11 protein-coding genes and 1 tRNA gene are annotated in these 15035 nt (G+C 62.5%); 4 read left to right on the top strand and 8 right to left on the bottom strand.

The window, feature by feature from the left end:
• Nucleotides 1-498: 498 nt before the first annotated feature.
• The 3 genes from CCR95_RS03250 to uvrC form a co-directional block, all read right to left on the bottom strand.
• Nucleotides 499-573 (bottom strand) — tRNA-Gly (locus tag CCR95_RS03250).
• Between the two features lie 54 nt (nucleotides 574-627).
• Nucleotides 628-1209: a CDP-diacylglycerol--glycerol-3-phosphate 3-phosphatidyltransferase gene (gene pgsA / locus CCR95_RS03255; protein ID WP_201091805.1), complete on the bottom strand. Its 582-nt coding sequence runs from the start codon at nucleotides 1207-1209 to the stop codon at nucleotides 628-630.
• Between the two features lie 3 nt (nucleotides 1210-1212).
• The gene (gene uvrC / locus CCR95_RS03260) at nucleotides 1213-3036 is read right to left on the bottom strand and encodes an excinuclease ABC subunit UvrC (protein ID WP_201091807.1); all 1824 of its coding nucleotides are present in this window, start codon (nucleotides 3034-3036) and stop codon (nucleotides 1213-1215) included.
• A gap of 251 nt (nucleotides 3037-3287) precedes the next feature.
• Between uvrC and murJ the strand changes: the two genes are divergently transcribed.
• Together murJ and CCR95_RS03270 are read left to right on the top strand one after the other, a co-directional pair.
• On the top strand, nucleotides 3288-4823 hold the full coding sequence (gene murJ, locus CCR95_RS03265) for a murein biosynthesis integral membrane protein MurJ (protein ID WP_201091808.1): 1536 nt from the start codon (nucleotides 3288-3290) through the stop codon (nucleotides 4821-4823).
• Nucleotides 4824-4837: 14 nt separating this feature from the next.
• A complete protein-coding gene (locus tag CCR95_RS03270) occupies nucleotides 4838-6298 on the top strand; it encodes a glutamate synthase subunit beta (RefSeq protein WP_242523034.1) in 1461 nt (486 codons plus the stop codon).
• A 37-nt stretch (nucleotides 6299-6335) separates the two neighbouring features.
• On the opposite strand, the gene CCR95_RS03275 is transcribed toward CCR95_RS03270, so the two are convergent.
• The 3 genes from CCR95_RS03275 to CCR95_RS03285 all read right to left on the bottom strand — a co-directional run bounded on the left by CCR95_RS03275 (nucleotide 6336) and on the right by CCR95_RS03285 (nucleotide 9390).
• Nucleotides 6336-6524, bottom strand: coding sequence for a hypothetical protein (locus CCR95_RS03275; RefSeq protein WP_201091810.1), 189 nt, complete (start codon nucleotides 6522-6524; stop codon nucleotides 6336-6338).
• Nucleotides 6525-6755: 231 nt separating this feature from the next.
• Nucleotides 6756-7718 carry an alpha-E domain-containing protein gene (locus CCR95_RS03280; protein WP_201091812.1) on the bottom strand — a complete coding sequence of 321 codons (963 nt, stop codon included), beginning with the start codon at nucleotides 7716-7718 and terminating at the stop codon, nucleotides 6756-6758.
• Nucleotides 7719-7929: 211 nt separating this feature from the next.
• Nucleotides 7930-9390: a circularly permuted type 2 ATP-grasp protein gene (locus CCR95_RS03285; protein ID WP_201091814.1), complete on the bottom strand. Its 1461-nt coding sequence runs from the start codon at nucleotides 9388-9390 to the stop codon at nucleotides 7930-7932.
• A gap of 183 nt (nucleotides 9391-9573) precedes the next feature.
• Here CCR95_RS03285 and hisG point away from each other — a divergent pair, with 183 nt between their 5' ends.
• Together hisG and CCR95_RS03295 are read left to right on the top strand one after the other, a co-directional pair.
• Nucleotides 9574-10446, top strand: a complete 873-nt coding sequence (hisG, locus tag CCR95_RS03290) for an ATP phosphoribosyltransferase (protein ID WP_201091815.1) — start codon at nucleotides 9574-9576, stop codon at nucleotides 10444-10446.
• A gap of 73 nt (nucleotides 10447-10519) precedes the next feature.
• Entirely contained in the window at nucleotides 10520-11209 is a 690-nt protein-coding gene (locus CCR95_RS03295) for a DUF599 domain-containing protein (protein ID WP_201091816.1), read from the top strand.
• Nucleotides 11210-11412: 203 nt separating this feature from the next.
• Here CCR95_RS03295 and CCR95_RS03300 read toward each other — a convergent pair whose 3' ends face one another.
• A complete protein-coding gene (locus CCR95_RS03300; RefSeq protein WP_201091820.1) occupies nucleotides 11413-12666 on the bottom strand; it encodes a cation:proton antiporter in 1254 nt (417 codons plus the stop codon).
• Between the two features lie 129 nt (nucleotides 12667-12795).
• Nucleotides 12796-14703, bottom strand: coding sequence for a methyl-accepting chemotaxis protein (locus CCR95_RS03305; RefSeq protein WP_201091822.1), 1908 nt, complete (start codon nucleotides 14701-14703; stop codon nucleotides 12796-12798).
• Nucleotides 14704-15035 lie beyond the last annotated feature (332 nt).

A 15035-nucleotide genomic window follows, 5' to 3' on the forward strand; every position in this document is an offset into this window, starting at 1 on the left:
GATTGTGGGTTCCATCAGACCTCGCCGCCGCTTAATGGTGGCTGGGTCCAACCGCCGGATGCGGAAAACCGCATGTCCGGTGGTGTGGGAGGGCTGACGGGCGCAATCCCGTCAGCCCGACCCGATCATCGGCATAATCAACGCGGCGAATGAATTCGCCCTACAAGGCTTGCGCCAGTCTGAGCGGGATACTCATTCCCGGAAATCGTCTTAAACCCTCTTCCCGTGCGCATGGTCCCCCTGAAGAGGGAAATTTCAACCGGAGAATTGCGATGAGTTGACCAGGCTCGGCCAGATGGGAGGTGATGGCGAGGAGTGCATGCGATCCGAGCGCGTTAGACAAGTGAAATCAACCGCGCCAGGGTAGTGCGGTTGAACTCAGGCGATGTCGAAGAGGATAGGTGCCCGCTGGGGCAAAATAATCAAAACCCTAAAGCTGGGATTTTGATCGCCGTGGCGGCGCACTACAGGAAGCAAATCAACGCGTTACAGAGAAATTGGAGCGGGAAACGAGGCTCGAACTCGCGACCCCAACCTTGGCAAGGTTGTGCTCTACCACTGAGCTATTCCCGCTTACGAGCCAGCAATTTTAAGGTCTTTCAAAATCCTGTCAAGCCTTTCTTGTGGTCAAAATTTTTCTCCACTCTCCGCGAACGCCTTACCCGATAGACTCGGCCATGCGGCGATCAAATAGACCGCCATCGACCACAGCGTGAGAATCGCCGCGATATAGACGAGCACGACGCCCACGGGATACAGCCAGGGACCAAACACCGAGTCGCGCAGAATCAGCAGCGCGATCGAGATCATCTGCGCCGTGGTCTTGACCTTGCCGAGCATGGATACCGCCACCGCCGCGCGCGCGCCAACCTCCGCCATCCACTCACGCAACGCCGAGACGGTGATCTCGCGACCGATGATGACCATGACGGGCAGCGCCAGCAGGATCCGCGGATCGGCCTGGAGCAGCACCACCAGGGCCACGGCGACCATGAGCTTGTCGGCAACCGGATCCAGGAAGGCACCTAGCGGCGAGGTCTGAGACCAGCGCCGTGCCAGATAGCCGTCGAGCCAGTCGGTTAGCGCGGCGGCGCCGAACACGCTGGCGGCGATATACGGTGCCCAAGGGGCGTCGACATAGAACACCACGACAAACACCGGAATCAGCAGGATCCGCAGCATCGTCAGGAGATTCGGTAAATTCCACATCGCTCAGTATCCTGGAACTTCTTGATGAAAGGCATCGTAAATCTGTTGCGCCAATTGCCGGCTGATGCCATCCACCCCGGCGATATCCTCAACCCGCGCGCGCGCCAGACCGCGCAGGCCGCCAAACTGCTTCAGGAGTTCCTGCCGGCGCTTGGGACCGACGCCTCGAATGCCTTCCAGCGACGACGTGATCCGCGCCTTGGCGCGACGCTGCCGATGGCCGGTAATCGCAAAACGATGGGCTTCGTCACGAATCTGCTCGATCAGATGCATGGCCGGCGAATGGCTCGGCAGTATAACGGGCACCTCATGCCCCAACAACCAGAGCTGTTCGGTTCCGGGGCGTCGATCAGGCCCTTTCGAAACACCCACCAGCCGCACCCCAGCGACACCGACCTCGCGCAACGCCATGTCCACGGCGCTGAGCTGGCCGCGTCCGCCATCGATGAAGAGCAGGTCGGGAAGCGGATACTCGCCATCCTTGATGCGGGTATAGCGGCGGGTCAGGGCTTGCGACAGCGCGGCATAGTCATCGCCGGGCGTGATGCCCTCGATGTTGAAACGCCGATAATCGGACTTGCGCGGTCCCTCCCCATCGAACACCACGCAGGACGCGACGGTGCGCTCGCCCTGAGTATGGCTGATGTCGAAACACTCCATCCGAGCCGGCAGCGACTCCAGCGCCAGCGCCTCGTGCAATGCCGCTAACCGACGCGCGTATCCGGCTCGGGAGCCAAGTCGCGACTTGAGCGCGACCTCGGCATTGCCGCGCGCCATCTCCAGCCAGCGCGCACGCTCGGTCCGCACCTTCGACCTGATCTGGACCCGGTGCCCGGCGCGTTCGGAGAAGACCTGTTCGAGCAACTCGCAATCCTCGGGCTCGATATTGACGATGAGTTCGGGCGGAACGTTTTTATCGGTGTAAAACTGCGCCAGGAAGCAGGCCATGACGGTGGCCATCTCCGTGTCCTCGGGCGCCTGGGGGAAAAATCCCCGGTTGCCGAGATTGCGCCCGCCACGGATGAAAAAGACCTGAACGCAGTGCAAACCGCCTTCCAGGGCGCAGGCGACGATATCCAGATCGCCGCCTTCCCCGTGCACGTACTGGCGCTGCTGGATCTGACGCAAGGTCGCGATCCGATCGCGCAGGATGGCGGCGCGTTCGAACTCCAGCGCGGCGGAGGCTCGTTCCATCGCGCCGACCAGATCGTCCACGACCTCGTCGGCACGGCCTTCGAGAAACTTGACGGTGCTCGCCACATCCTGGGCATATTCGGCCGCGTCGATCAGCCCCACGCAGGGACCGCCGCAGCGTTTGATCTGATACTGAAGACAAGGGCGCGACCGATGACGGAAAAAGCTGTCCTCGCATTGGCGGACCGGAAATAGCTTCTGGAGCAATTGCAGGGTTTCGCGCACCGCCCCGGCACTGGGATAGGGTCCAAAGAAACGCCCTGCCCCCTTGCGCGACCCGCGATAGAACGCCAGTCGCGGAAACGCGTCCTGGGTGGTGAGGTGGATATAGGGATAACTCTTGTCGTCGCGCAGCAGCACATTGAAGCGCGGCTGAAGCGCCTTGATGAGATTGCTCTCCAACAGCAGCGCCTCGGCCTCGGTGCGGGTGACCGTCACCTCGATATCGACGATCAGGCTCACCATGCGCTGGATGCGCCGTGTCGGCACGCGACCGAAATAGCTGCCGACCCGTCGTTTCAGGTGTTTGGCCTTGCCGACATACAGCACCGTCCCGTCGGCATCCAGCATACGGTACACGCCAGGATTTTCGGGGATCCCCTTGAGCAGATGACGCGGGTCTGACTCGCACATGGCTAGGCTCGCCTGATGGTCTGGATACCGCGGACTATGCCAGACCCGTCTCGCCAGCCGCGAGTACAGGTTGCGGACGCGGCTCAACAATCCCTTCTTCGATCTTGGCACGAAAGAGCCACTCCAGGTCGTCCAGACCAGCCGTGGCGGTTAGAAACCATGCCTGGAACTCTCCTCCGGACCGAGGATAATGAATACCGGCACGCGGTTCAGTGGAGAGCCCGTCGATCAATTCTTACGGAGCCCCAGCCTTGGCATCACTTCCAGCCTCGCTCGCCAAGGTCGGCGGCAACACCCTTCTCTCGCGCATCCTGGGCTTTGCCCGCGATCTGGTCGTGGCACGCCTATTCGGCGCGGACGCGGGCACCGACGCCTTCTTTGTCGCCTTCAAGATCCCGAATTTCATGCGCCGATTGTTTGCCGAGGGAGCCTTTTCCATGGCCTTCGTGCCCATCCTGAACGAACATCGGGAGCAGCGTGGCTTCCTGGCGCTCAAGGGTTTCATCGACGACATCGCGGGCACGCTCGGCGCCGCCCTGCTGCTGATCACCGCGCTTGGGGTGCTCGGCGCGCCGGTGTTGGTCCTGATCTTCGCTCCCGGCTTCGCGAATGACGCCTCCCAATGGGAACTCGCCACCGCCATGCTGCGTCTGACGTTCCCTTACCTGCTGTTCATCTCCTTGACCGCCTTTGCCGGTGGCATCCTGAACACCTACGACCGTTTCGGTGTCCCCGCCTTCACCCCGGCACTGCTGAATCTATCGCTGATTGGCGGCGCAATCTGGTTAGCGCCGCACCTGGAACGTCCCATCATGGCACTGGCCTGGGGCGTTTTGCTCGCCGGTCTGATCCAACTCGCCTTTCAACTCCCTTTCCTGGCTCAACTCAATCTTGTGCCACGTCCCCGCTTCAACGACCGCAACCCCGACATCAGACGTGTCATCAGGCGGATGGGACCGGCCTTGTTCGGCGTCTCGGTGGCCCAGATCAGCCTCCTGATGGATACCCTGCTGGCCTCCTTCCTGACGACCGGCAGTATTTCCTGGCTCTATTATTCGGATCGACTGATGGAATTTCCCCTGGGGATTCTCGCGGCCACGCTCGGCACCGTCATCTTGCCGCGCTTATCCCGACGCCATATCGCGAACGACCCGGAATCCTTCTCCCAGACTCTGGACTGGGCGTTGCGCTGGCTCCTGCTACTCGGCGTCCCCTCGGCGATCGGACTGCTGACACTGGCCGGCCCATTGATGGCGACCCTGTTCCATTCGAACGAATTTGGCGCCGACGATGTGACAATGGCGAGCCATAGCCTGATGGCCTATTCGCTCGGACTCATCGGTTTCATGGGCATTAAGGTTCTGACGCCCGGTTACTATGCGCGCCAGGAAATGAGAACCCCGGTTCGGATCGCCGTCATCGCCTTGCTGGTCGGCATTGGCTGCAATCTGGTTCTCATGATTCCGCTTGGCCATAGCGGTCTTGCGTTGGGCACCACCATCGCCGCAACGATCAATGCCGGCTTACTCCTGCGCGGCCTCCTGAAACAAGGCATCCTGATCCCGCGACCCGGTTGGACTTCCTTTCTGGCGAGAGTTTTAGCCGCCAATCTGGCCATGGGAATCCTGGTTTCTCTCGGCACCGGCAGCACCGCGGATTGGATCGCGATGACAGCGCGCGCGCGCGCCTGGCACCTGCTGATGTGGATTGCAATTGGCGCATCGGTCTATCTTGGGGCGCTGCTTGCGCTCGGGCTCCGCCCGAAAGAGCTTCGCGCGAGTTCCTGATCGAGGCGAGAGGAATGTCCCGCATCGGTCTGCTCCTGCGTGGCATCCGTGCGTCCCGGCGCGAAGGGTACCTCCACCTCCTGTCCGGCGTCCTTTCGCGGCCTGCTCGATGGCAGCGCAATTTCCCCAGCCGATCCGACCAGGGCGCGCGCTGCATGGACTGCGGTGTGCCTTGGTGCCACGGCTACTGTCCCGTGCATAACCAGATTCCTGAATGGAACGCGCTGGTCAGCGAAGGCGATTGGCGGGCTGCCTGGGAGCAGCTCGAATCCACCAACAATTTTCCCGAGCTGACGGGACGGCTCTGCCCGGCGCACTGCGAGGATGCCTGCACGCTGCGACTGAGCGACGCTCCGATCACGATCCGCGCCATCGAACTCGCGATCATCGAACGCGCTTGGCGTCGCGGCTGGGTCAGGCCGCAACGGCCCACCGATGCCTCGCTGGATCAGTCGAGGGGGCGTGTATCCATCATCGGATCTGGGCCGGCTGGGCTCGCCTGCGCGCAACAACTGGTCCGAGTCGGACATGAGGTGACCGTCTTCGAGGCGTCACCAAAGATCGGCGGGCTGCTGCGTTATGGCATTCCCGACTTCCGGCTCGAAAAATGGGTTCTGGATCGACGCCTGGCGCAGATGCGGGCCGAGGGCGTGCGCTTCCTGACCCAGGTGAAAGTGGGCGTGGACATGGACGCCAGAGAGCTGATGCAGGACGGTGAGATGCTCGTGGTGGCGAGCGGTTCGTGCACGTCGAGAGACATCTCTGTTCCGGGCCGGCGGCTCACCGGCATTCATTTTGCGCTCGCGTATCTGACCGGACAGAATCATTCCCTGGAGCCCGGGCGAGCGGCTCGGACACTGCCCATCGATGCGCGCGGCTTGGACGTCGTGGTCATCGGCGGTGGAGATACGGGCTCGGACTGCGTGGGAACCGCGATTCGACAAGGTGCGCGCAGCGTCACCCAGGTCCAATATCAAGCGGAGCCCCCGCACCATGGCGACGTGCTCAGACACTGGCCAGAGCGGGTACCCGAGCTGAAGCCGAATGATCATGATGCCGAGGGCGGCCGGCGCCTCTGGGGGTGGGAAACGGTCGCCTTCGCGTCGGATGGCCAGCGCGTTGTAGGCGTCGATCTGCAGCGCTTGAGATGGCGCCAGCAGGATGACGGGCGTTGGCGGCGCGAGCCCGTCAGCGGCGAGCTGTGGCATTTGCCTGCTCAACTCGTGCTGATTGCTATCGGTTACGAACATCCCGCGCATGGCGATGTGATCGCACAACTGGATCTGCGTCTCGACGGACGGGGCAACATCGCCTCCGGAGACAGAGACTACAAGTCCAGCCATGAAGGCGTCTTCGCCTGCGGAGATGCGCGGCGCGGACAGTCCTTGATCGTCTGGGCGATTCGCGAAGGGCGCCAATGCGCAGAGGCCGTGGACCGTCATCTCCGGGGACGTAGCGATCTGCCGCGGGTTTGATCGTGGGGCTTGCCGAGACGAGGCTCCACATTCCCGCTCACCGGGTGAACGGCCAGGGATCAGAAGGCGGTGGAAGCGATTCCTTCTCGTCGCCCGATGAACATGCACAGCCTTCATCGCCAGTAGCGACGGGAATATCAGCATGATCCATCGTGTCGTTGCGCGCAATCAGGGCTTTAGTCTCCGCCGAGATCTGCAGGTCGATGCGTTCGAGGGTGGCTGGCATGGTTGACTCCTGAACGAACACGGATGATGCACGGAAGTAACCATCCCCCGGCTCTGCCGGGGGATGGTTACTCTACACCGCCCCCACATGGCCATGTTTGAGCGCACCGACGAAGCGCTGTCGCAGGCACTCAAGCGCTACCCCCAACTGAAGCAGCCTATGGCGCATCTCAATGGCTGTCGTGGAATTAGGATCAATCGCGCTGGAATCCGCAGCGACGGGCACTGCGCTTCAGCCTTGCGACTGCGATTGCGTCTCCGGCACCAGCGGTGGCGGAAACCAGGTACGGGCGATCTCGTCGTGCAGTTCGCCGATGCCGACCTGGAGATCGTCGACGAAGGCATGGAGTTGCTGTTGATTCAACCGGCGCGGCTCTACCCCTTCCAGCGTGCGCTTGAGCCGACCCGCGACCCGTAGCGCTCCCTCGTTGCGCGGCAGCTTGGCGAGACTGTCCCGCAGCGATTCGGCGCTGTGGTTGACCGAGCGAGGAAAGTCGGCATGCTGAAACAGAAACCGCAGGACCGGACCGCGCAGGACACGCACCTGCTCGCTGCGCCGATAGGCTTGATAGCCGGTCAGCGATTTGAGCACGCTGACCCACTGGATGGTCTCGAAGGGACGCAGTTCGGTGGTCTCCTCGGGGAGCAGATTGGCCGAGCGCACGTCGATGATGCGGGTGGTCATGTCGGCGCGCTCCAGAAACCGGCCCAGGTGCAGAAAGTCATAGCCCTGGTCGTGCAACATGGTTCCCGAGAGCATGCCATTGATGGTCTGGGTGCCCTGGATGACCCGCTTGAGATAGGCGTGTCGCCCACCCTTCGTCATGCCTTTATCCAACTCCTCGCGCGCGAAGAGATAAAGCTCGTTGAGCATCTCCCAGGCTTCGCGGGGCACGAAATCGCGGATGGTGCGACAGTTCTCCCGCGCCGACACCAGCGCCGAGAGGATCGAGCCGGTATTGCGCTCGTCGCCTATCAGGAAACGCACCACCTGACGTTCGCCGTAGTCCTTGTAATGCTCCTCGAACAGCGCGTTGGAACCCGTGATGTCGACCAGCGGACGCCAGCCGGGAGCGATGCCCTTGGGCAGATCCAGCAACAGGTTGGCATTGACCGTAACGATACGCGCCGTATTCTCGGCCCGCTCCACATAGCGGGCCAGCCAGTAAATATGTTCAGCGACACGCGACAACATGCGATCCGACCCCCTAATGTAAACCGCGTCCATCATGATCCGCGCCGTAGTGGGTAAGTGGCCAGGTTTATAGGCATCCATGGCCGTCGGAGCGGACGCGGTTTACATGATTGAAAAATAAAAATTATCTAAACCGCGTCAGCTCCGACCTTCCTGGGTGCTGGCGAGGCCGAACCGATGCGCCGACAACGCAGACCGTACCGGACGCGGTTTAATTGGCCTCCGGCTGTTCGGGCAGAATCCAAGTGTCCTTGCTGCCCCCGCCCTGCGATGAATTGACCACCAGCGAGCCCTTGCGCATGGCGACTCGGGTCAGGCCGCCCATAGTGACCTGCTGGCGGTCGGCGGACAGGATAAAGGGCCGCAGATCGACGTGGCGCGGTTCCAGTTTGCGGCCAATCACGGTTGGCACGGTGGAGAGCTTGAGCGCCGGTTGCGAGATATAATTGCGCGGATCCTTTTTGATCAGTTCAGCGAAGATCTCGCGCTCGGCCTTGGTCGAGGCCGGTCCCACCAGCATCCCATACCCGCCGGATTCGTTGGCCGGTTTCACCACCAGTTGCTCCATGTGTTCCAGGGTATAGGCGAGCGCCTCCGGCTCCATGCAACGGTAGGTCGGGACGTTCGGGATGATGGCATCCTCGTCCAGGTAATAGCGGATGATCTCGGGCACGAAGGCATAGACCACCTTGTCGTCCGCGACCCCCGCCCCCGGCGCGTTGGCCAACGCCACATTCCCGGCCTTCCAGGCGCGCAGCAGGCCCGGCACGCCAAGGGTCGAGTCGGGGAGAAACGCCTCCGGATCCAGAAACAGATCGTCGATCCGCCGATAGACCACATCCACCCGCGCCGCGCCATCGACGTTGCGCATGTAGACGCAGTCGTCATCATCGACGAACAGATCGCGGCCCTCGACCAGTTCGCAACCCATCTGTTGGGCCAGATAGGCATGCTCGAAATAGGCTGAGTTGTAGATCCCCGGCGTCAGCACCACCACCGCCGGATAGTCCGCCGGACGCGGCGAGAGCGCGGCCAGGGTATCGAACAACTGGGACGGATAGTCGTCGACCGGCAGCGGCGCGTAGTGCTCGAACAGCTCCGGAAACACCCGCTTGGTGACCAAGCGGTTTTCCAGCATGTAGGAGACACCGGAGGGGACGCGCAGATTGTCTTCCAGCACATAAAGAGTACCGTCCCCATCGCGCACGAGATCGGAGCCGCAGATATGCGCCCAAACCCCGAGCGGCGGGTCGACGCCGACGCACTGCGGCCGGAAATTCACCGATTTGGCAAGTACCTCGGCCGGAAAGACGCCCTCCTTGATGATCTTCTGATCGTGATACAGATCGTCGATGAAAAGATTGAGCGCCCGCACCCGCTGGCGCAATCCCGCGTCGACCCGCTCCCATTCGGCCTGGGGAATGATGCGCGGGATGATATCGAAGGGCCAGGTCCGATCGATCGCCCCACCCTCCTCCGAATAGACGGTGAAGGTGATGCCCATCTCCTTGATGGAAACGTTCGCGGCCTCCTGACGCGCGACCAGTTCTTCGGACCCCAACGATTCCAGATCCTTGAGCAGGCCAGCGAGCGCGGGGCGCCCCTGACCCGGCGCGGCCAGCAGTTCGTCGTAAAAATCCTCGCAGGGATAGGCGTTCCAATCGATACTCATCGGGGGCTCTCTCAATGAACCGGATACGAACGATGGCAAGCGCCGGAAGGCGCCTCCGTTACAGGGACCGTCGGGGTTCGAGTATGCTGGACGCGAGGCGGTGAAGTCCATCCCGGTTCGTGATCGGGGCACGAATGCGGGATAATGCCGTATCCACCAATTTCACTTCGATCCGCAACCATCATGTCTCTGCTGAAACTCGGGATCCCCAAGGGTAGCCTGGAAGAGGCGACCATCGACCTCTTCGCCCAGGCCGGCTGGCGCATCACCGCGCATTCGCGCAACTATTTCCCCGACATCGACGATCCCGACATCCGCTGCTCCTTGCTGCGCGCCCAGGAGATGGCGCGCTATGTCGAGCGCGGCACCCTGGATCTGGGATTGACCGGCCTGGACTGGATCCTGGAGGCCGAGGCGGACGTCGAGCAGATCTGCACCCTGACCTATTCCAAGGCGTCGAACCGTCCCAGCCGCTGGGTGCTGGTCGTCCCCGAACACTCCAAGATCCGCTCGGTCGCGGATCTGCAGGGCTGCAAGATCGCCACCGAGCTGGTCGGCTTCACCCGCCGGTATCTGGCCGAGCGTGGCATCGAGGCCGAGGTGGAATTCTCCTGGGGCGCCACCGAGGCCAAGGCGGTCGAGGGCCTAGTCGACGCCGTGGTCGAGATCACCGAGACCGGCAGCACCATCCGCGCGCACGGACTGCGGATCGTCGAGGATCTGCTGGTCACCGACACCCGACTGATCGCCAACCGCGCGGCGATGCGGGATCCGGCGCGACGCGCGCGCATCGAACAGATCGCGCTGATGTTGCAGGCCGCGTTGACGGCCCGACACAAGGTCGCGCTCAAATGCAACGTGCCGGCAGAGCGTCTCGACGCCGTCGTCGCCCTGCTGCCGAGCCTGCATGCACCCACGGTCAGCCATCTCTACGACCGCCAATGGCTCGCGCTGGAGACCGTCGTCAACGCCGATCAGGTACGCGACCTCATCCCGCGACTCTGTGCCGCCGGAGCCGAGGGCATTCTGGAATACGAGATCAGAAAGATGGTCTAAATCCCTGGAGCGATCGACCCACCCGATACGGCGCACTTAGGCCAGTCTCCGTCACGACCGGAAGCGAAGACCGATGCAGATTGACGACATCTTGACCATGCTCGCCCGCCCGCCGCTGGTGTGGATCGCCGATTCCAGCGGGCTCCTGCTTCTGATCGGCTACCAGTTCTATCTGATGAGCGTCTTTCGCGTGGAACCCGAGCGCACCCACCGTGGCCGTTCCAACCGCCTCCGCCGCGCCTGGGTCGAAACCATGCGCGACAGCGCCAACGGCATTCTGGCCATCCAGACCCTGCGCAACTGGGTGATGTCCGCCACGCTGTTCGCATCCACCTCCATCGTGATCGGACTAGGGGTGATGGGCGTGGCGTTTAACGGCGTCGATCTTGCCGATCTGTCCCAGGCGCTTAGTCTGGCGCCGAGCAGCGCGAATCTGGTCCGGCTCAAGCTGTTGCTGATCGCCGCCATCTTTTTCGGCAGCTTTCTGCACTTCGCCCTCGCGTTGCGCTATTACAATCACACCGGTTTCCTGATCAACCTGCCGTCCACGTACTTCACCGGATCTGGTCTGGCGTCGACCGCCGACACCCTCAACCGCGCCAGCGGACATTACAACCGGGGCACCCGAGGTTTTCTGCTCGCGACCCCGTTCCTGTTCTGGTTGATCGGACCCGATTGGTTCCTGGGCGGGGTATTGCTCTCGTTGAGCCTGCTCTATCGCTTCGATTTCCGCGCCGACGATTCGCCAACCCCGGACGATTGAGCCTGTCCCCGGTCGAATCGGAATCCGCCCGACGCCCTTCGACTTCGCTGCTCAAGTTCCGAGACAGAGACCGGAGCCTTGTCGTTGTCGTGATCGTGGTCTCGACATGGCGAATCATCGACAACAACAACGACAACGACCTGAGACGGTCTTGGGACTTTCGCACAGTTGCACTAGCGCAGGCTTGACCGATTCGAGGAGCCTCAGACGCTGTCGCGCCGAGTCCACGCGGCGACCGCCCGCACCAGAGGCCCGAGCGTGAGACCTTGCACCAGGACGGAGAAGACCACGACGCTATAGGTCACGGTCAAGAGGATGTCGGCGACCGGCCCTTTCGGCAACGACAGCACCAACGCCACCGAGATACCGCCGCGCAACCCGCCCCAGGTCAGAATCGGCACGACTCCAGGCTCGAAGCTGCGGGAGCGGCGCATCAGATGAATCGGCACGCCGACGCTGACAAAACGGACGACGAGTACCAGCGGGATCGCCAGCAGACCCGCCAGGACCAGGTCGCCGGTCACCTCGATCACCAGTACCTCCAGGCCGATCAGGACGAAGAGGACGGCGTTCAACACCTCGTCAACCAGTTCCCAGAAGTCGTCCAACCGATGCCGGGTCGCCTCGGTCACGGCAGTGGCGCGCCCATGGTTGCCGATGATGAGGCCCGCGATCACGATGGCGATGGGGGCCGAGACATGCGCGTGCGCGGCGATCGCGTATCCGCTCATGGCCAACGCCAGGGTGACCATGATCTCGACTTGATAGTTTTCCGTGTGCCGGATCATCTGAAGCGCGACCCAGCCGAGCACGACCCCGAACAGGAGCCCACCGAGGATCTCCTTGATTAGCAGGAACAGAGTCTCGCCAAGGGCCAGCGTCGTTTCGCCAGTGGCAAGGGTCAGCAGTGCCATGAACAACACCACCGCGACCCCGTCGTTGAACAGCGATTCTCCGGTGATCTTCATCTCCAACGACTTCGGGGCCTTGGCGCTCTTGAGGATACCGAGCACGGCGACGGGATCGGTGGGCGAGATCAGGGCGCCGAAGACCAGACAGTAGAGGAAGGGCACCGGGATCCCGAGGGCCAGGAACAGCAGATAGCTTCCGATGCCGATCAACAGGGTGGCGCCGACGACACTGGCGGAGGCCAGCGTGATGACGGCCCATTTCTGTCGGGCGAGTTCGCTCAGATCCACATGCAGCGCACCCGCGAACAGCAGGAATCCGAGCATTCCATGGAGAAACGCCTCGGTCAGGTCGATGCTTTCCAGCATGTGCGCGACCTGCCCCTCCAACCCCGGCGCGAAGGGCAGCGGCAACTGGAGCAGCAGCGAAAACACCAGGGCGACGAGCATCAGGCCGATCGCGTTCGGGAGTTTCAGGAAGCGGTCGTTCAGCCAACTGAAGAGGGCGGAGAGCCCGATCAGCAGGGCTAGGATGTCGAACAGGCGCATGTTATGGAATCCTTGAGGTTGAGGGGCGCTCGGTTGGCATACATCAGATATCCTTATCTTGTGTACTGTCAAGAGATCCTGATCATTGCCCACGGCGGTTCCAGCGTCGGTGGCATGTTCCGTCAACCCTCAAATCCTGAACCGCCCCACCACGTCCTGCAGCTCGACCGCCAGACGGGCCAGCGCGTCGCTGGCCTGTGCGATATGCGCGGAACCGGTGGCGGTCTGATCGACAGTCCTGGAAATGACGTGGATGTTGCGGTTAATTTCCTCCGCGACGGCCGTCTGCTCCTCGGCCGCGCTGGCGATCTGGGTGTTCAGATCGTTGACCGAGGCGATCGCGCCACCGATCGTCTTGAAGGATTCGCTGGCCTGACGCGCCTGATCGACGCTCGCGCGCGCCTGGGTCTGACTGCGATCGATCGCGGCCACGGCGCTCCCCGAGCCGGTCTGCACGCGCTCGATCTTCTGGGTGATGTCCTCGGTCGAGGCGCGGGTGCGGCTGGCCAGGGTGCGGACCTCGTTGGCCACGACCGCGAAACCGCGTCCCTGCTCGCCCGCGCGCGCCGCTTCGATGGCCGCGTTCAGCGCCAGCAGGTTGGTCTGCTCGGCCACGCCCCGAATGACCTCCAGCACCGCGCCAATCTCCTTGCTGTCCTCGGACAGGCGCGCCACTACCGCGCCCGCCTGCTCGACCTCCGCCGCCAGACCCTCGATGGCGGTGACGGCCTGCTGCGCGATCCGATCGCCGGCGTCGGCCTCGCGCTGTGTGTCCCGGACCATGCGGGCGGCCTCCGCCGTATGCCGGGCGACTTCCTCCACCGTGGCGGTCATCTCATTGATGGCGGTCGCGATCTGATCGGTTTCGGATTGTTCCTGCAGAACCTGACGACTCGTCTCGGCACTGCTCAGCGCAAGCTGCTCGGCGGCGGCGGCCATCTGGGACGCGGCACCGGTGGACTGCCTGACCAGTTCATGGATCCTGTCCACGAAGCCGTTGAAAGCGCGTGCCAGCTCTGCCAGCTCGTTGCGTCCAATCGCGTCAAGCCGGCGTGTCAGATCGCCATCGCCCTCGGCGATCGCGTGCAGACGCTCGACCGTAGCGCGAATCGGCCCGGTAATGCTACGCGCGGTGAACCAGGCGAGCGCCAGCCCAATCAGCAGCAGCACGCCGCCGGCCATGAGGATCGAAACGAGGGCGGTGCGATAGGCCGCGACCGCGTCGCCGCGATCGATCAGCAGCTCCAGCACCCCGACCGGATGACCCGAGAAATCGTTGATGACACGTCCATAGGCCACCGCGGGAACGCCCTGAACGTCCAGATGCCGGGTCAGAATCTCGCCGTTCAAGCCACGCTTGAGCGCTTCCGGGCTGAACACGGTGCCACCCTCGATGGTCCCGGCAAAGGTCTTGAAACCGTCTCCGTCCGGGAGTTGCAGCGCGGCATCGACGTTGAAGTCTTCCTTGAAGGACGTAAAAAAGGTCTGATCGAAGGACAGACCGAACTCGACCACACCCACCGGCTGGCCCTGCCAGGAGACCGGTTCGACCCCGCGCACCCCCAACCCGGCCACGCCGTTTTCGAGACCCCGCACCGGCTGACGAGTGCGATTCGCCTCGATAATCGTCTGACGGATCGCGGACAAATCGTCGCCGAAACGTTCCAGCATGTGCACGCGCAGAAAGGAGGTGGCGGGAGCGGTGAGGAATTGAAACTGACGTACCCCCTGGCGTTCCTTCATGTAGGTAAAGATCGGGTGCGTCAGTTCGGTCAGGCGCGCGCGATCCCCCTCGGCGAACGCCTTCTGGATCTCGGGAATCTGGGCCATGGCCGCGCTCAAGGCTTGGGCGCGTTCGCCCTGCTCCGCGATGGCGTTGTTCAGGGCGAAAAAGAGGTCATCGAGATGACGACGCTCGGCGTGATCGGACATCGCGCTCAATTGCGACAGAACCAGCGGCAGCGTGATTCCGATGGTCAAGGCGAGAAGGAGGGCAAACCCAATGAGAACGCGCCAGCCGATACGGAGATTCTTCATAAAACGACATCCGTTGTTGAAAGCACAAATGAACTGACGGTTTCTTGGTGCCCAGGTGAGGACTCCCTTTTTTTTCGTGGTTGATGCTAACGTCCATGCCTCCTCACGGCAACAAGCCGGAAGGATGTTTGCCTTGTCCGGAAGACTTTTCTACGTGCTCTTCGTCGCAGAAACAGGGTCGCTCCAACGCCCGACGGAACCTGTCGAGCATGCTCCCGTCAGCCCGCGAGCAGCCGTTGCGAGTCCGTATTTATACGGATAGCCGATCCTGTCCCGCAAGCTACACTCAATTTCGCATAAAGAATAAAGTAAGAAAATTCCGTAGTAGTGAT

The organism is Thiocystis minor (assembly GCF_016653465.1).
Taxonomy (GTDB): domain Bacteria; phylum Pseudomonadota; class Gammaproteobacteria; order Chromatiales; family Chromatiaceae; genus Chromatium; species Chromatium minus.

Coding starts and splice junctions, on each gene's coding strand:
- pgsA (WP_201091805.1), bottom strand. CDS start 1,209: ATGTGGAATTTACCGAATCTCCTGACGATGCTGCGGATCCTGCTGATT.
- uvrC (WP_201091807.1), bottom strand. CDS start 3,036: ATGTGCGAGTCAGACCCGCGTCATCTGCTCAAGGGGATCCCCGAAAAT.
- CCR95_RS03270 (WP_242523034.1), top strand. CDS start 4,838: ATGTCCCGCATCGGTCTGCTCCTGCGTGGCATCCGTGCGTCCCGGCGC.
- CCR95_RS03275 (WP_201091810.1), bottom strand. CDS start 6,524: ATGCCAGCCACCCTCGAACGCATCGACCTGCAGATCTCGGCGGAGACT.
- CCR95_RS03280 (WP_201091812.1), bottom strand. CDS start 7,718: ATGTTGTCGCGTGTCGCTGAACATATTTACTGGCTGGCCCGCTATGTG.
- CCR95_RS03285 (WP_201091814.1), bottom strand. CDS start 9,390: ATGAGTATCGATTGGAACGCCTATCCCTGCGAGGATTTTTACGACGAA.
- hisG (WP_201091815.1), top strand. CDS start 9,574: ATGTCTCTGCTGAAACTCGGGATCCCCAAGGGTAGCCTGGAAGAGGCG.
- CCR95_RS03295 (WP_201091816.1), top strand. CDS start 10,520: ATGCAGATTGACGACATCTTGACCATGCTCGCCCGCCCGCCGCTGGTG.
- CCR95_RS03300 (WP_201091820.1), bottom strand. CDS start 12,666: ATGCGCCTGTTCGACATCCTAGCCCTGCTGATCGGGCTCTCCGCCCTC.
- CCR95_RS03305 (WP_201091822.1), bottom strand. CDS start 14,703: ATGAAGAATCTCCGTATCGGCTGGCGCGTTCTCATTGGGTTTGCCCTC.